Genomic DNA, 16150 nt, shown 5'->3' on the forward strand with positions numbered 1-16150 from the left:
ATGCCAGCATATGAGTACAAAGCGCTGGACCCGAGAGGTAAGCAAAAGCAAGGTGTCGTCGAAGCGGATGCAGCGAGGGCGGTGCGCCAGCAATTGCGGGAGAAAGGGCTAACGCCCTTGACCGTACAACCGGCAGTTGAAAAACAAACTCGAAATAATCCACTAAGCAGCCGTGGCTCTTTGTCGGCCTCGGATCTGGCGTTGGTAACCCGCCAACTGGCTACGTTAATTCAATCTGGCATTCCCATCGAGCAGGCGCTGAGCGCGACCGCCCAGCAAACCGCGAAACCTCGCATTCGGGGTATGTTAATTGCCATTCGCTCTAAGGTGATGGAAGGTTATACGCTGGCGGATAGCTTTGGCGAATTTCCCAAAGCGTTCCCGCGCCTGTATCGTTCGACCGTCGCTGCCGGCGAGCATGCAGGGCATCTAGACCTTGTGTTAAACCGGCTGGCGGATTACACCGAAAGCCGGCAGGAAGCGCGTCAGAAAATCCAGCTTGCAGCCATCTACCCGATCATTCTCAGTATCGTTGCCATTTCCATCGTGGTCTTCCTGCTGACCTACGTGGTGCCAGACATCATAGAAGTGTTCCTGAAACAAGGTCAGGATTTGCCCGGGTTAACGATGGCCATGCTGGCCGTGTCGGATTTTTTGGGCAGTTTTGGTGTCTATCTTCTAATCCTCCTGGTACTTGGAATCATCGCGTTCCGGGTTGCCTTAACGAAGCCAAGGTTTAGGTTGAGGTTTCACAAGCAACTTCTTCATTTACCGTTGTTTTCGGGTATGGTACGTGGCGTGAATACCGCTCGGTACGCCAGTACGCTCAGTATTTTGACCACCAGTGGGGTGCCTCTGGTTGAGGCCATGCGTATTGCGGGAGAAGTGTTATCGAACGATTTTCTTCGACAAGAATTACGGGAAGCCGCTCGTAAGGTGAGCGAGGGCGGTTCGCTACATCGTGCCTTGGATCAAACCGGCTATTTTCCCCCGATGATGCTGCATATGATTGCCAGCGGGGAATCCAGTGGTGAACTGGATAGCATGTTGGAGCGAACGGCACGAATGCAGGAAAATACCCTGCAATCCAAAATCGCCGCGATCGTTGGTCTGTTTGAACCAATGATGCTGTTGATCATGGGTGTGGTGGTATTGATCATTGTTCTTGCAATCATGTTGCCGATTCTGAACATGAGTAATCTGGTGGGCTAGCTTGAGTCCGCTCACCATAAGACATACCGAACGCTTTAAAACTAAGAACCATGAGTAAATGACGAGTGATATTATGAGCAACAAACTGAACCAGAAACTAGCCAGGTCTAAAGGCTTCACCCTGATCGAAATTATGGTCGTGATGGTCATACTGGGCCTTTTGGTCGCGATTGTGGCGCCAAACATTATGGGGCGAAGTGACCAGGCGAAAGTAACCGTTGCCGAAACCCAATTAAGCAACATCGCCAACGCGCTGGATTTGTACCGTCTTGATAACAGCCATTACCCATCTACCCAGCAAGGGTTGGAAGCATTGGTTCGAAAGCCCAGTGGTAGCCCCGAGCCTCGTAACTGGAACCCGGACGGATATCTGAAATCCGTGCCCGAAGACCCTTGGAACAATCAGTACCAATACGTTAGCCCGGGCACTGAAGGGCCCTATGATTTGTATTCTTACGGATCTGACGGTCAGGAAGGTGGTGATGGTGATGCCGCAGACATCAGTGTTTGGAATACCGAGCAGTAATTGACTGTGGACCGCAGGGCAGCCCATTCCGGCTTTACGCTGATCGAAATTCTGGTTGTCCTGATTATTGTCGGGCTGCTGGCATCGCTTGCCGTTTTTAGCATGGGCGGCAATTCACAGCAGCGTGAGCTCGAAAGCCAGGTACGCGAACTTTACCTGCTCATGCAGACGGCATCAGAGCAAGCCGTTCTCAACAACCTGGAGCTCGGGTTGTTACTGGAAGACGATGGCTATCAGTTCGTCGCGTTTCAAGATGAATCCGGTGAATGGAAACCCTCTGGTGAGCGGCTTTTCCACCGGCGGACACTACCCGATTGGATGACCGTTACCCAATTCGTTGAAAGTGACGCCCCTCGCTTAACATCGGCGGAGGATAAACTACGCCCTACCATCGTGTTTTTCTCCAGCGGAGAAAACACACCCTTCGAAATTGAGTTCACTATCAGAAACGACACCGAACTGATGCATGCTTTGGCTTCCGATGGCGTGTCTCCGCTGGAGTGGCGCCAGCCCGGTTTTGAGGAAGAAGAATGGTAAGGCGGCAGAAGGGCTTCACTCTACTGGAAGTGCTTATTGCACTGTTGGTATTCAGCCTCATAGCGACAGCGGCCGCGGAAGTTGGGAGCCAATACATCTCCAGTTTTGAAAGGGTACGAGATAAAACGCTCGCCGGCTGGATAGCTGAAAATCACATTAATGAACTGCGGCTTCAGGAGACGCTACCTGACACGTCTGAGAATTCCTCCGACACAGAGTTCGGCACTTACCATTGGCAAGTCACCACGGTTGTACAAGGCACGGCCGAGCCGTCTATGAGACGTGTAGAGGTGACTGTCGCCAAATACCCCGATCAAAAGAATGAACCCTTTCCGGTGCACTCTTTGTCCGCATTCCTAGGGGCGAAATGATGCAGCCGATAGGTTTTGTACGCACACAATCAGGTTTCACCTTGATGGAAATGCTGATCGCTGTGACGATTACAGCGGTGATTGGCTTGGGTGTGTGGCAGGTAGTCGGCAGCGTGGTGAATTCTAGAGATAGAGTGAATGCCCTGGCTGAGCAGTTTGACGGGTTGCAAAAAGCCATGCTGTTGCTGGAACGAGACGTCACCCAAGTGGTCAACCGGTCTGTGAGGGATGTGTACGGAGATTTTAAACCCGCATTAACTGCCCGAGAGGAAGCGTTCGAGCTGCTGCTTACTCGCCAGGGCTGGCGCAACCCTTTGGGGTTACGGCGGAGCAGTTTGCAGCGTGCGGGCTGGGAATACACTGGCACAGAGCTTAGGCGTCGGTATTGGCCTGTTGTCGACCAAGGGCAGGACGAAGAAAGTCGCGACATCCTTTTGCTTGAGGACGTTAATGCGTTCGAAATTCGCTTTCTGGATGAAGATGGCAAATGGCACGACACTTGGCCTACCGATCAGGCCATGTCTACCATGACTCCTAGCCAACGACCTGTTACTGCTCTACCGATAGGCTTAGAAATCACCCTTGAGCACGAACGATTTGGTGAGATTGTTCGACTGTTTACCCTGCCGGACTTTTCCCAAGATCAGGCGCAGTCTGTGGTGAATCAGCAGCAAGAAGCCGCTTCAGAAGATAACGAAGAAAACGGTGAGGAAAATGCGGCCGGGGGTAGCACATGAATTCGACCCGGCGTATAAGCGGGCACCGGCAGTCTGGCGTGGCTCTTATTATGGTTCTTTTGGCCATGGCGTTAGTGGTTTTGCTCGCTACCGGTATGACCAAACAGCAAAGTTTACGGATTTATAAGGCCGGGCATTATTTGGCGCAGCAGCAAGGGCACAGTATTGCTCTGGGAGCTGAAGAATTTGCTAAGCGAATCCTAATTCGCGATTACGAAGAAGACAAAGAAGACGGCAGCATGGTGGACAGCCCGGACGAGTTCTGGGCCATGCACGCGGCCGTTTTGCCCCTTGATGAAAACGGCGTAGTTGAAGTCCAGATTGATGACCTTGGTGGACGAATTAATTTAAACGATTTAATCGCAACCAATGGGGAAGTGGATCCGCTCACCAAAGACCGAATCTCGCGGCTTTTGATCGCGTTGGGTATCAACGGTTTGAATGTTGATACTCTGATAGATTGGATTGATTCCGATGACCAAACTGTAAGTGCCTATGGCGCTGAAGATGGCCAGTACTTGATGGCCGATCCCGGTTTCAGAGCTGCAAACCAACCCTTTGTCTCGGTTACTGAGCTAAGATTGATTGAGGGCATGACCGAAGAAATTTATGTTGCGCTTCGCCCTCACGTTGCTGCTTTGCCGGTTAGTGGTAGTGGCATTAACGTTAACAGCGCCACGGCACCGGTGCTGATGTCTTTACACAGTGAGATTAACGAAGCTCAGGCCGAAGCTATCATGGCCAAGAGGGAAGAAGAACGGTTCGAGAATCTTCAGGATTTTCTGGCTTTACCTGAATTCTCTGGGCTGGGATTAAAGCAAAACGGGTTAATGCTGCAAACCCGGTTTTTTGAAGTTGTATCACGGATTACCTACGATAATCGTGTCGTAAATATGGTCAGCACGGTGTTTCGTAATCCGGAAGGTGAGGTCCAAACGGTTCACAGGGATACCGGACAAAAGAACAGGATCTCCAAGGAACCTTACACTTTCTCAGAAGGATAACCATGTCTTATCGTCTCTATGTGCGGCCACTGTCGCCCTTTGCTGACCCGGCACAGAGCCCGGATGCCCAGCTTTTTAGCTGGGTGTTGCACGACGCCAGTGGCGATTCTCAAGCAAGGGGTACGGCTGACCCCAAGACCGTGATTGAACAGACGTTAGCGCAGAATGCGCTAGATAAGGTGCTTCTCATTGGCCTGGTTCCCGGTGATGAAGCCGCATTTTGCATGGCCGACATTCCGGCCAAACAAAGCCGGTTTGTACAGCAAGCACTGCCGTATGCGGTTGAAGAGCAGATAGCTCAGGACATCGAGACAGTTCATCTGGCGCTCGGAAAGCATTCCGACGAGGGTTATCTGGTTGCCGCAATCGACTTAGCTCAAATGGAGCGTTGGAAGAGCCTGTTCACGGGCTGGGAGCAGGCGCGTCTTGACGCCATTTACGCGGACGCTTCTTTATTGCCCACTCCCGACTCAGGGTGGATGATGTGCCTTGACGACGAGTTCGTGCTCATGCAAAGCCAGCGGGGCGAATGGTTAAGGATGCAGGCCGACAACCTGCCGTTGTTTGCGATGACCATGGCGGCACCTTCCGCCGATGACGTTGCTGCTGAAATCCCCGTGCAGCTGTACGGTATTGAAACGGAATTAGAACGCCAGCAACCTTTGGTGAACGAGCTATCAGGCTCCACGGGGCGTGTGTACGTTCAGCAGAAGCCTCTAGAGTTTTCGGTGCTCGAATTCCTGGCGTGGTCCCATCACCAACATTTGTGCCAACCGGTGAATCTGTGTCAGGGCGCTTTTTCCGTCAAAGTTTCAGGTTCCAGCCCGCTAAAGCCATGGAAGCCTTTGATTGCGGTTGCCTCACTTTGGTTTGTGATACAGCTTGGGCTCGACATCGGGTTGGGGATGTATCACAAGCAACAAGCCGATGAGCTGAAATCGCAGGCTATGGTTATTTACCAGCAAGCTTTTCCCACAGACCGCCGTACCCATGCCGGGAATGTCCGACGGGTCATTGAAGGGCAGCTGCGGGTTGCGGGTTCTCAGGGCGCGGATGTCGATTTCATCACGCTGATGAAGTTCACTGGCGACCAGTATGGCCGTTTGGCGGGAGCTGGAACGGTGACGTTTAATTCGATTAACTACAGTCGCACTCGTGGTGAACTGATCGTTGATGTACGGGCCGACAGTTATGATCGTCTCAGTCGTCTACGCAACGGTTTGGCGGACCAGGGCTTGCAGGCGCAGATCGGTTCGGTGGTTAACGAATCGAGCGGTGCCCGTGGCCGTTTGACGGTGTCAGGGGGGTAAACGATGTTTCAGCGCCTAAAAGATCAACCCGCTATTGAAAAATTGATAGCCCGTTACGATCAATTACCTCAAAGGGACCGTCAGGCTTTGACAGTTCTGCTGATAGCCTTGGCGATTGCCGTGCTGTATTTTGCGATTTGGCGTCCGGTTTCAGATTATCGCAGCAGCGCAGAGGTTAGCCGCGAGAATGCCGGTGAGTTATTGGCCTGGATGCAGGCTAATGAAAGCGCCATACAACGACTTGGTAATGCGGGCGCAAGTAACTCGGCTTCCAACGCTACTGATCGGCCCGAAGACGGTCGTGCGCTGATGGCTTTGGTGACCCGGTCCGCCAGTGAAGCTGGCCTTTCGCTCCAGCGTTTTGAACCTTCGGGTAATAATGCCATCCGAGTATGGATGGAGGATGTCCTGTATGCCGACGTCGCTGCTTGGTTGGAGCGTTTGGACGCTCAGCATGGAATTCTGATTGATCAAGCCGCAATGGATAGAGGCAACGAACCCGGAAAGGTATCCGTACGACTTACTCTTGCCATCTGATTTGTTGGCATTCTATAGAATTTACAGGAGACAGAATGTCTAATTCCCACGATTTTGACCTGATTGTAATTGGAGCGGGTTCTGGCGGCGTTCGTTTGGCCAGAATGTCGGCTCAAACCGGCGCGAAGGTAGCCGTTGTCGAATCCCGTTACCTCGGCGGAACATGTGTAAACGTAGGCTGCGTGCCCAAGAAGCTGTTTGTTTACGGCGCCCAGGTCAGAGATGAGCTAAAAAACGCACAAGGCTATGGCTGGAACATTCCATCTGAAGATGTGAGTTTTGACTGGACAACACTGGTTTCGAATAAGAACGCTGAAATTGAGCGGCTTAACGGGATTTACGGCCAAATGCTGGAAAATGCCGGTGTTACGATCATTGAAGGTACGGCCAGTATCGTCGACCCGGAAACGATTACGGTAGGAGGTACTCAGTACACCACCAAGCACATCACGGTTGCGACCGGCAGCTGGCCGGTCATCCCGGACATTCCCGGAAAAGAGTGTTTGGTCACATCCAATGAGATGTTTTACCTCCCACAGTTGCCTCGTCATGCCGTGGTATGGGGTGGGGGTTACATAGCTGTCGAATTCGCCGGTATTTTGGCTGGCCTTGGTGTAGAAACCACCTTGTTGTATCGCGGCGATTTGTTCCTACGAGGTTTTGACGACGATATTCGCCGATTCACCGAACAGGAAATGCGTAAAAAAGGCGTAAACCTGCGCTTTAACGTAACAATCGAATCCGTAGAGCCCGACAACGCGCTCTATAAAGTGAATTTAAACGATGGCAGTAGCCTTCAGACAGGTTTAGTCATGGCCGCAACCGGTCGTCGCGCACTTGTAGATGGGTTAGGGCTTGAGAAGGTTGGGGTCGAGCTCAATGAATCGGGCCACATTGTTGTAGACGATCATTTCCGCACCCGTGTTCCGTCAATTTCCGCACTTGGGGATGTGATAGGTACCCCGCAACTCACCCCGGTTGCGTTGGCTCAAGCTATGGTGCTCACTCGTCGCCTGTTTGGTGATGGCCAGGGCGAGATGGATTACAGTGCTATTCCGACCGCCGTGTTCTGCCAGCCTAACATTGGCACTGTGGGCTTAACCGAAGAAGAAGCGATTGCGGCAGGCCATCGTTTGCGGATATACCGATCTGATTTCCGCCCGATGAAATACACCTTGAGCGGTCGTGATGAACGATGCCTGATGAAACTCGTTGTAGATGATCAAACAGACAAGGTGCTCGGGGCGCATATGGTTGGGCCTGACGCAGGGGAAATCACCCAAGGCTTAGCTGTTGCGATTAAAGCAGGGGCGACCAAAGTGCAGTTTGACTCAACGCTGGGTATTCATCCAACCTCGGCAGAAGAGTTCGTAACTATGCGTTCGCCTGTTCAGTAACTGGCAGATCAAAGGGTATCTCGAAACGGAACGAGGTACCCTGACCCATATCCAGTTCAATGTGAACGTGCCCGCCCATCAGTTCGACCAACCTCTGAACCATCGACAGATTGAAGCCTGGTCCGCCGAAGCGAGAATGTGTGTGCGGGTTATAAATGGTATTGGCGTTGCGAGTGGTCGAGCTCGAATCTCGTACCGTGCAAGACATCAAAATGTGCTTTTCATCGATGCTCACCCAAACGGTCCGCACCGTAATGAAGCCATTACTGGTCATCTCAAGAGAGTTATCGAGTAATCCGCTAAGCACCTGTCTGACGCGAGGCCCATCTCCGATTACCGTAGCTTGTTCCGGCCAGTCACCTAAGCAATGAGATTCAAGACATAGCTCTTGTTGTTCTGCGGCATGGCGGTATGAAGCAATGCAGTTTGAGATTAGCTCTCGGAGGTCAAACGGTTTAGCGTCCAATGCTTTTGCCCCGCTGTCCAAATGGGCATAATCCAACATATTGGATATAACCGTTAATAAATCCTGCACCGATTTCTTTGCGGTAGTGAGGTAATCCTCCTGTTGAGGAGAAAGTGCTTCCTGCTCGATGTGGTTGATCATCCCGATCACACCCGTCAATGGAGTGCTTAGTTCCTGACGCATGCTGGCCAGAAACTCTGATTTTACCCGGTTCGCGTGCTCCGCTTTATTCCGCTCAGATTCTGAAATGGCGAGGGTTTCGTTACGGTTTTTTTTCAAGTCTTGTAAACGTTGAGCCAATTCATTGAGTTGCTTTTGCAGATCGACAATTTCTGCTGCAACACCCTTCGATTTGATGGGCTCAGGACGGTAGTCGCCACGTATAAGACTGCCAACCCGCCTGCCGAGATTTTGCATCGGGCGAAGAATGTTTCCGAGAAACAGTTGAACTAACACGATGGCGAACATAAGCGTACTGCCGCCAACCACTATGGAAGACCACCAGATGTTTTGAAGTTTCAGGTCCAATGCCTCGGTTTGCACAGCGACCTGAACACTGCCTATGCGAAGAATACCTGCGCCGGACTCCCATCCGGATTGGAACCATTCTATCCCGGCGCTATCCTCAAGCATCAACGGCTCCTGAAGAATTTCAGACTCGTACACTTGGTAGTGGGGGGCGTTTATATCGATTTTCTGATCTTCTGCACTGGCAAATCCTATTTCCTCACCAACAACATCCATTACTCTTACCCAATGCGCATCACTATGCTCGAGGGCATTATCGAGAATTTGTTCAAGTGCAAAGCTGTTACCTGACACAATCGCGTATTCAAGAACCGGAGCGAGGTTGTCTGCCAATAGCTGGCTACTCTGAGCCATTGCACTTCGCGCATCATCCATCCTTACTGATGTAAAAAAAACGACAAGTACCGTAAACATCAAAACTGCCGGTAGAAGGCCGAGTAATAACAAACGTCGTGAAAGTGATAGAAAGGCAGGTCTATTTCGATATTTAATCATCTAACTCCTCCTCAGATGGATTTAGGAGGAGCTCATCAATCCTATTTGCAATGTGCTCGGGCTGATTCAAGGGGATATTTAGCGAACGCGCTACCTGTCGGTTGACCTCAACGCTGAAGGTTTCGGGATAGCTCGCCGGTGGAAACTCACCGTTTTCCTGATAATTGGTTAGGAACTCAGCTATTTTATCTGCCATAGAAGAATAAGTGGGGTAACTGGAGGCGAGTGATCCGGCTTTAACATAAGCTAGGCTCGGCCCGATCAATATTTTGTTTCGCCGGTAAGCCGTGAGCAAAATATGCTTGATGTTCCGGGGGTGATAAATATCAGGATCCGGCGTACCCAATAGCAAGTCACCGTAGTTCAACGCACGTATGAGGGTGGAAATTAATTGTTCTGGCTTATTTACGAGAAATACCTGGCCTTCCAAACCGTATTCAGGAAGACGTTCTAACAAAGAGGTATACAGAGATCGGTTATGAGGGCTTGCTAACACAGCCACTTTGGTGGCGTGAGGCAGAATGACTTTGCCTGTGAGTGCTTGGCGTAGAATGGGTACATCGTAGAGTATGGCGCTTATCTTTCCCGAAGTTTCATGGGGGTATTTTTCGAGAAACTGAAGCTCAACCAGGGTGGCGAGTATCGGAGCATCCCGCTTAACGCGGTACAAACGGTCGAACGCTTTGGGGCCTATGGTAATCACTGGCCCAGTAGGCAATGTCCCCAAGTCAGCGCTAGGGGAGAGCAGGTTCAGCTCAAAATTTGGGCTCACTCGATCTTCAATCAAACCGATGAAATATGAATCTAATGTTTGCTTGCCGGAACCAATGACGGTCACTGGCTGAACTCTACGGTGATCAGCTTGAGAAAGAACGTTTATCGGCCATGCGGCCCAAAGGCAGAATATGGCGACTAAGTTCAGGATGAATTTTACGTTCAAAATCTGACGCCTGCTTCCACGAAGAACTGATTGTGGTCATCAATATTGTTGTCTGAACTAAGCTCAGGCTCCCGGTTCAGGTAGTGCTGCATCGTGATCGCAATTTCAGCGGTATAATCCGTTCGAAAAAACTGTTTGGCCAGTCGAACATCGATGCGCTCAAATTGGTTTTCGGTGCGCAGAAACTCGTCAGCCCAATAAAATGCGGACGATGCTTTTAGGTCAAAGGGGAAGTTCTGGATAATGGAAAAACTACCCGAGTGTCGGGTGGACATTCGGGAAAGCAGGCCTTCCTGGTAATCCTGCTGTTGGGTGTCCACTGCACCTGTAGCGTCGAGAATCGGCGGGCCAATGTAGCGTGAATCCTGATCAAGATACGCATAGGTGGCTCGCAGAGCTGTGTTCGGATAGTCGAGCGTCGCTTCCACCTCAAAGCCTTTTTGGTAAACATCAACATTATTACCGAGGGTCCATTGGGCTAATTGAATGACGCCGCTGACCATATCCCGCATTTCGTCTTTAAAGCCGCGAACTTCTATCGATAATAATGCAGACGGTAACGGGAACTGGCCAAAATAACTGATCTCATGGGATCTAATGCGTTCCTCCTCGAGATCTCTACCGAGCGTTAAAGCGTGGGGCTCTTGTGCGGCATCAACAATGGTTAGCCGGCGCCCTTCAAGGTCAGAATATATATCAGGGGTTACATGGCGGAGGGTATACCCCGTGTTGGGGCTCTGTTCGAAGGTGTCCGGGGTTCTTACAGCTTGAGAGTATACGAATCGAATTGCGTGGTGGCTGTTGATAACAAAGTTGGTTGCAACCCGTGGTGAAAAATAGTCTTCATCGGTGGTATGGGAGTGCTCCCAGTTACCACCCAAATTTAAGGTCATCCAGGGCCAGGGCGTATACTCCAGATTACCGAAATATCGTGACTGATAACTGTGTTCACGGCCATTAAAGTAGGTTTCAGATCGAAGAATGTTTTTTCGGAAGCCAGCACCTGACACCAGTTTTAGATCATCATTGAAGAGCAGGGTGTCTTGGATTTCCAGCTCCAGTCTTGTGTCCTCGTAATCCTCGTTGACGTTTGCACGCAAGGGCGTTTCCCCTAGGACAGGAACCTGACAAGGCTCCAGGCGACTGCCATCGTTTGGATCCTGAGTTCGAAAATAGAGTGACGGGCCATTCGAACCACGCAAACAAGCAATCGCTGACTCTCCGAGCTCTATGTCATACCGATTCCGGCGTTTGAAATTTGAAACACTGGCGAGGACATGAAAAAAGTGATGCTCGGAGCTGCTGTGGTTGAATTGGCTTTGAATGAAATAATCTCGCACATCAACGTTTGGATGTTCGATGGGGTCTAGTTCACCGCTTTTCCCTTTGTCCTGCTGTTTGACTCCATCCGTGACCCCCGCTTTCACCTCAATGTTCGTACTTCTATTTAACTTGAAGCGAGAGTCATAACCGAACGAATTAATGTTGTGACCGTCATTGAAAGAGACGCGCTCGCCACCATCCTCTTGGTAATCAAACCCGCCAAATTTGCGTTTCTCATAGGAAAGCCGCCAATCTACGACCTGACCGGCACCGCCGACTGAAGCGAATGTGCGGATATGGTTACGCGAGCCTCGCGTTACCCGTGCTTCAGCGCCAACGGTATCAACGGGATCTCGTGTGATGATATTGATCGTGCCCAGGAAGGCATTGATACCATAGGCAGCTGAGTTCGGGCCTCTGGCAACTTCTATGCGCTCGATCAATTCTAGTGGTACCGGCATGGTTTCCCAATCCATGTCGGAAAGGGTGGCTCGGTGAGCTGTTCTGCCATCAATCAGCACTTGCATGCGTCTTTGCTCGTAATGAACCGTGCCATGATAGGTAGCGACGGGTTGATGGCTACCGACAAAGTTAACGGTCATCCCTGGCACCAAACGAAATACTTCGTACAGATTCATAATGCCCAGGTCACGGATCTTGTCGCCTGGAATAACGGTTGTGCTGCCAGGTACCCGGGTTTTTGGCTGCCTGAGGCGTGTGGTGGTTAGAACCTGAGGAATATCGTTATCAAACTCCAACAGCCCACCCGTAAAGGGAGGTTGCTCAGCAGTTGCAGATATGGGTACTGTGAACCCTAGACCGCTGATTAGTATCGACCACCCCACATGTCTTGCGAATCTCTTTGCATCTGGATGGCGGTACAAGCAATTCGTCTCAGGCATAGTAGTCGTTCTATAATTGGGTATTCAGCGTGCAGATTTAGTTGCATTTATTCTCCAATCCTAGGAGAACCTAAACCATTTGTCTCTAGAAAGTTTACAGAGACGACATATTCGGAGTAATTGTTGTATGAGCTGCTGGGAGATTCTGGGTATTGAGCCGACGAGTGATCGTGAGGAAATTCGCCAGGCTTATGAGCGCCAGATGAAATTTGCGTCAACCGAGGAGGCTCTTCGGCTAGACAACGCATACCGGGAGGCCGCAGGGGGCGAACCTATGGTCATGCCGGCCGCGGCCTCAGCACCAGACCCCAGTCTCGGAATCGATCATAAGTTAGACGCTAACGAGTCCCAAATAGTGCGCGAGGTCGTTATTCAGATTAAGGCTCTGATGAATGATTCAGGCCGCCAACAAGATGCAGGTATCTGGAAAGCAATACTCTGCGAGCCACCTGCGGATCAGCTACCGCTTCGCCGGGAAATTGGGCAACAACTGGAGTCTTGGATTCGGCCAATGGCTGAGAACGGATCGTTCCCGCAGCCTGTTGCCCGCTTTCTTGGGGAGTGGTTTGAATGGTTCACTGTCCAGGAGGCGATTACTGAGCAGGAACAGCAATCACTTGAACTTGATGAAAAGGATTCGCGGGACGAAATAGAACCACTTTCGCAAACCACTAACTTTTGGCCAGCGGTTATAGGCTGGATCATTGGGTTAGTGATCCTAACCATGATCTTTGGTGGCATGGGCGTTGGCAGCTGAGGCCTGTTCAATTTTTATCCGGTACTTCTGCGCCCAAATAGCGCCCACGATGACCTGAATTTGGTTGTAACACATGATCGGCAGCACGATCATCCCGAAGCCGGGGTGCCCGGAAAACAGCACTTTAGCCATGGGCAAACCAGACGCCAAACTTTTCTTTGAGCCGCAGAATACCACTGCGGCTTCGTCTTCTAAGCTGAACCCGAATCGTCGGACCATTACGGTTGCTGCCAACATAAACAGTCCAAGCAGCCCGAAACACAGCAAAATAGCCAAGACAATGGCTTGAACAGGTAGGTTTTGCCACAGGCCGCTGACCACCGAATGAGAAAACGCTGAGTAGACGATAATCCAGATAACGCATTGGTCATACCGTGACATAAACGACTCGTTACGACCAAGAAATCCTCCTAGCCACGGCCTCATGGCATGGCCAACTGCGAAGGGCAGCAAAAGCTGCAGCACGATATCTTTCAGGGCTTCTGCCACTGAAAAGTTGCCATCTCCGGACGTAGACACCAACAAGAGCAACAGGAAAGGTGTGAGCATCATCCCGAACACATTAGATGCTGCAGCACTGCATATGGCGGCCGGTACATTGCCTTTTGCCATCGCGGTATAAGCGATGGAAGATGATACCGCTGATGGCAATACGCCCAGATAAAGAAAACCGAGGCCAAGATCTTTCGGCATCCATTCAGGAATGATGTTGCTCAGGCCGTTAATCGGCAAAACCACTAACGGGAAGAAAACGAAGGTCAGTGAAGTGATCAGGATGTGTAAGCGCCAATGGGTTGCGCCATCTATTATTTGCTGGCGAGACAGAGCAGCACCATGAAGAAAAAACAGTAATGCCACCGCCCAGGTGCCTATGGTTGCGAGGGCATCAGCAGCCTCGCCGGTTACCGGCATAAAAGACGCTAAAACAATCGCACCCAGCAGCAGCAAGGTGAAGGTGTCAATGCGAAACTTCATGATTAAACCTTAAGTCAATTGCCGGATTCCGGAGTGATAAACCTATAGTCCGCCGTATCTACGGAACGGGTTGCAAATCGATAGCTGAACGTAAAGCCGGGCCAAAGTGCACTGTTTTTCCCGTGTTCGTCTAAATACCAAGACCGACAACCCGAGTCCCAGACTGTGCCATCCAACCCCTTCTGAATAACCGAACAATAGCGGGTTTGGCGATCTTCCCGGACATCCATCGCAGAATTTGGGTACTTTGCCAACGCGTTCATTGCGCTGATGACATACCTGAATTGGGATTCGAGCATATAGAGAATTGAGTTGTGGGCCAAGTTGGTGATTGGATCATAAAGCATAAACATGTTCGGAAACGCGCTTACCTGACAAATCAAAAGTGTGATCCCAGGTGGCGGAGTGAAATGTACGACCTTTAAAACACTCTAAACCGGGAATGGTTGGCATTGCTGGCCGATTAAGCTGACCCGTCGCGGTAATTAATACGTTAGCTGTATAGGTGTTGCTACACTCTGTCGTGACCGTCCATGAATTGTCGGTTTCATTAAAGTGAGCATCTATGACTGCTTGATTAAAACGGATGTACGGCTGTAATTTATACTGAGCAATGCAATGCTCAATATAACCCTGAATTTCCGGTTGAGGTGCGAATTTCCGACTCCAGTCATGTCTTGGTTCGAAGGAATATGAATACAGATGGGATTGTACGTCGCATGCGGCACCGGGATAGGTGTTTTCGCGCCAAGTACCTCCTGCTTTAGATGCTTTCTCGAGCAGGATAAGGTTGGTGAAACCGGCTTTTTTTAGCTCAATGGCCATGCCAATACCGCCAAAGCCAGTGCCGATAATGATGATAGAAAGGTTCTTCTGCTGACGCCGTGTCATCGTTGCTGCCTGGTTATTATTTGTCACCAGACTATAGCGCCCTACCTAGACAACAGAAAGCCCCGAGCGGGTCTTAAGGGGGCAGGGCTGTTCAGAAAGACGTGCGAAGCAATCAGCTTTTACATGCTGCTGGCGTTCGCGGCGTCTTGGAAACTCCAATTAACCGTACGCGGCTGATGCTTATCTGCTTCGAATAGATGGCCTACGCTCGGTACGGCATACCAGAGTTCTCCACGAGTGGGATTATGCTGCGCGAACTCAGCATGGCTTATCCCGGTTTCCCATAGCTCGGGGCTTTCCCAGCCTTCCGGAGCCAGTTCCAGACGAACTTCCGATCCAATCAGGCTGATGGATTGTATTCGCAAGGGCAGACGAGCATGGGTGGCGGGTGAGCGTGACAACTGTACTTCGTGTGGCCGCAGATAAAGCTGCGCTTCTTGATCACCTTTGGTGCCGGGCAACGATAGCCAAGCTTCGCCTTGCACCAGCTTCTGGCTCTTCACCACACCGGAAAAGGCATTTACATGCCCCAGGAAATCGAACACGAACCGGCTGTCGGGACGAGCATACAATTGCGCTGGGCTATCCACTTGTTCTACTTTTCCCTGACTCATGACAACCACTTGATCGGACAGCTCCAGAGCTTCTTCTTGATCGTGAGTCACGAAAATACTGGTGAAGTGGTACTCGTCGTGCAACGCACGCAGCCAGCGGCGCAAATCCTTTCGAACTTTGGCGTCGAGAGCACCAAATGGCTCATCGAGAAGCAGAATACGAGGCTGTGTTGCGAGGGCCCGGGCCAGAGCTACCCGCTGTTTTTGGCCACCTGACAACTGGGATGGATAACGATCCGCCAGTTGTGGTAACTGGATCATCTCCAACAGCTTCTCAACGCGCCGAGTGACTTCCTGTTTAGAGGGGCGCTCTTTACGGGGCAAGGATTCCAGCCCGAAAGCAATGTTCTGCGCGACCGTCAGATGGCGGAATAAGGCGTAATGTTGAAACACAAACCCGATGTTGCGGTCCCGCACGTGCAAATTGCTGACGTCTTCGCCACCAAACAGAATCTTTCCTGCGTCGGAGGATTCCAAACCGGCAATAATCCGTAACAGAGTGGTCTTACCCGAGCCCGAAGGGCCTAGCAAAGCGGTTAACTTACCTTCTGGAATATCCAAAGACACATCGTTAAGCGCCTGAAATTTCCCGAAGGTTTTGTTGATGTTCTGGATAGTGATGCTCATG

General features: G+C 51.0%; 15 protein-coding genes and 1 pseudogene. 10 read left to right on the forward strand and 6 right to left on the reverse strand.

Annotated elements, in window-relative coordinates; genetic code table 11:
* The 9 genes from gspF (at position 1) to gorA (ending at position 7631) form a co-directional block, all read left to right on the forward strand.
* Entirely contained in the window at positions 1-1212 is a 1212-nt protein-coding gene (gspF, locus tag K5L82_RS04355; protein ID WP_133005468.1) for a type II secretion system inner membrane protein GspF, read from the forward strand.
* A gap of 73 nt (positions 1213-1285) precedes the next feature.
* Entirely contained in the window at positions 1286-1738 is a 453-nt protein-coding gene (gene gspG / locus K5L82_RS04360) for a type II secretion system major pseudopilin GspG (RefSeq protein ID WP_133005469.1), read from the forward strand.
* Positions 1739-1744: 6 nt separating this feature from the next.
* Entirely contained in the window at positions 1745-2275 is a 531-nt protein-coding gene (gene gspH, locus K5L82_RS04365) for a type II secretion system minor pseudopilin GspH (protein WP_223133312.1), read from the forward strand.
* Positions 2269-2646, forward strand: coding sequence for a type II secretion system minor pseudopilin GspI (gene gspI / locus K5L82_RS04370; RefSeq protein WP_133005471.1), 378 nt, complete (start codon positions 2269-2271; stop codon positions 2644-2646). Before gspH ends, gspI begins: the two co-directional genes overlap by 7 nt.
* A complete protein-coding gene (gene gspJ, locus K5L82_RS04375; protein ID WP_223133313.1) occupies positions 2643-3383 on the forward strand; it encodes a type II secretion system minor pseudopilin GspJ in 741 nt (246 codons plus the stop codon). Before gspI ends, gspJ begins: the two co-directional genes overlap by 4 nt.
* Positions 3380-4387: a type II secretion system minor pseudopilin GspK gene (gspK, locus tag K5L82_RS04380; RefSeq protein ID WP_223133314.1), complete on the forward strand. Its 1008-nt coding sequence runs from the start codon at positions 3380-3382 to the stop codon at positions 4385-4387. The genes gspJ and gspK overlap by 4 nt, the downstream gene beginning before the upstream one ends.
* 2 nt (positions 4388-4389) lie before the next feature.
* Positions 4390-5697, forward strand: a complete 1308-nt coding sequence (gene gspL, locus K5L82_RS04385) for a type II secretion system protein GspL (protein WP_223133315.1) — start codon at positions 4390-4392, stop codon at positions 5695-5697.
* A gap of 3 nt (positions 5698-5700) precedes the next feature.
* Positions 5701-6234 (forward strand): type II secretion system protein GspM, encoded by a 534-nt coding sequence (gene gspM, locus K5L82_RS04390; protein WP_223133316.1) that lies wholly within the window; start codon positions 5701-5703, stop codon positions 6232-6234.
* Between the two features lie 35 nt (positions 6235-6269).
* Positions 6270-7631, forward strand: a complete 1362-nt coding sequence (gene gorA / locus K5L82_RS04395) for a glutathione-disulfide reductase (RefSeq protein ID WP_223133317.1) — start codon at positions 6270-6272, stop codon at positions 7629-7631.
* Here the strand turns inward: gorA and K5L82_RS04400 are convergent.
* The 3 genes from K5L82_RS04400 to K5L82_RS04410 form a co-directional block, all read right to left on the reverse strand.
* Complete coding sequence (locus K5L82_RS04400; RefSeq protein ID WP_223133318.1) at positions 7609-8979, reverse strand: sensor histidine kinase; 1371 nt, start codon at positions 8977-8979, stop codon at positions 7609-7611. The genes gorA and K5L82_RS04400 overlap by 23 nt on opposite strands.
* Before the next feature lie 133 nt (positions 8980-9112).
* The gene (locus K5L82_RS04405; RefSeq protein ID WP_262492518.1) at positions 9113-10060 is read right to left on the reverse strand and encodes an ABC transporter substrate-binding protein; all 948 of its coding nucleotides are present in this window, start codon (positions 10058-10060) and stop codon (positions 9113-9115) included.
* Positions 10057-12285 (reverse strand): TonB-dependent receptor domain-containing protein, encoded by a 2229-nt coding sequence (locus K5L82_RS04410; RefSeq protein ID WP_223133319.1) that lies wholly within the window; start codon positions 12283-12285, stop codon positions 10057-10059. Before K5L82_RS04410 ends, K5L82_RS04405 begins: the two co-directional genes overlap by 4 nt.
* 127 nt (positions 12286-12412) lie before the next feature.
* Between K5L82_RS04410 and K5L82_RS04415 the strand changes: the two genes are divergently transcribed.
* Positions 12413-13042, forward strand: a complete 630-nt coding sequence (locus K5L82_RS04415) for a J domain-containing protein (protein ID WP_133005479.1) — start codon at positions 12413-12415, stop codon at positions 13040-13042.
* Here K5L82_RS04415 and K5L82_RS04420 read toward each other — a convergent pair.
* The 3 genes and pseudogenes from K5L82_RS04420 to K5L82_RS04430 all read right to left on the reverse strand — a co-directional run bounded on the left by K5L82_RS04420 (position 13004) and on the right by K5L82_RS04430 (position 16149).
* The gene (locus K5L82_RS04420; protein ID WP_223133320.1) at positions 13004-14017 is read right to left on the reverse strand and encodes a bile acid:sodium symporter family protein; all 1014 of its coding nucleotides are present in this window, start codon (positions 14015-14017) and stop codon (positions 13004-13006) included. The two genes, K5L82_RS04415 and K5L82_RS04420, sit on opposite strands and share 39 nt — an antisense overlap.
* A 14-nt stretch (positions 14018-14031) precedes the next feature.
* A pseudogene (locus K5L82_RS04425) lies at positions 14032-14908 on the reverse strand (flavin-containing monooxygenase).
* 119 nt (positions 14909-15027) lie between these two features.
* On the reverse strand, positions 15028-16149 hold the full coding sequence (locus K5L82_RS04430; protein WP_223133321.1) for a sulfate/molybdate ABC transporter ATP-binding protein: 1122 nt from the start codon (positions 16147-16149) through the stop codon (positions 15028-15030).
* Position 16150 lies beyond the last annotated feature (1 nt).

It is taken from the genome of Marinobacter sp. AL4B (assembly GCF_019916045.1).
In the GTDB taxonomy this organism is placed as follows: domain Bacteria; phylum Pseudomonadota; class Gammaproteobacteria; order Pseudomonadales; family Oleiphilaceae; genus Marinobacter.

Bases quoted from the DNA above. Each gene is read 5' to 3' on its own strand.
- K5L82_RS04400 (WP_223133318.1), bottom strand. From the start codon at position 8,979: ATGGCTCAGAGTAGCCAGCTATTGGCAGACAACCTCGCTCCGGTTCTT.
- gspK (WP_223133314.1), top strand. From the start codon at position 3,380: ATGAATTCGACCCGGCGTATAAGCGGGCACCGGCAGTCTGGCGTGGCT.
- K5L82_RS04410 (WP_223133319.1), bottom strand. From the start codon at position 12,285: ATGCCTGAGACGAATTGCTTGTACCGCCATCCAGATGCAAAGAGATTC.
- gorA (WP_223133317.1), top strand. From the start codon at position 6,270: ATGTCTAATTCCCACGATTTTGACCTGATTGTAATTGGAGCGGGTTCT.
- gspL (WP_223133315.1), top strand. From the start codon at position 4,390: ATGTCTTATCGTCTCTATGTGCGGCCACTGTCGCCCTTTGCTGACCCG.
- gspF (WP_133005468.1), top strand. From the start codon at position 1: ATGCCAGCATATGAGTACAAAGCGCTGGACCCGAGAGGTAAGCAAAAG.
- gspJ (WP_223133313.1), top strand. From the start codon at position 2,643: ATGATGCAGCCGATAGGTTTTGTACGCACACAATCAGGTTTCACCTTG.
- K5L82_RS04420 (WP_223133320.1), bottom strand. From the start codon at position 14,017: ATGAAGTTTCGCATTGACACCTTCACCTTGCTGCTGCTGGGTGCGATT.
- gspI (WP_133005471.1), top strand. From the start codon at position 2,269: ATGGTAAGGCGGCAGAAGGGCTTCACTCTACTGGAAGTGCTTATTGCA.
- K5L82_RS04430 (WP_223133321.1), bottom strand. From the start codon at position 16,149: ATGAGCATCACTATCCAGAACATCAACAAAACCTTCGGGAAATTTCAG.
- gspG (WP_133005469.1), top strand. From the start codon at position 1,286: ATGAGCAACAAACTGAACCAGAAACTAGCCAGGTCTAAAGGCTTCACC.
- K5L82_RS04415 (WP_133005479.1), top strand. From the start codon at position 12,413: ATGAGCTGCTGGGAGATTCTGGGTATTGAGCCGACGAGTGATCGTGAG.
- gspM (WP_223133316.1), top strand. From the start codon at position 5,701: ATGTTTCAGCGCCTAAAAGATCAACCCGCTATTGAAAAATTGATAGCC.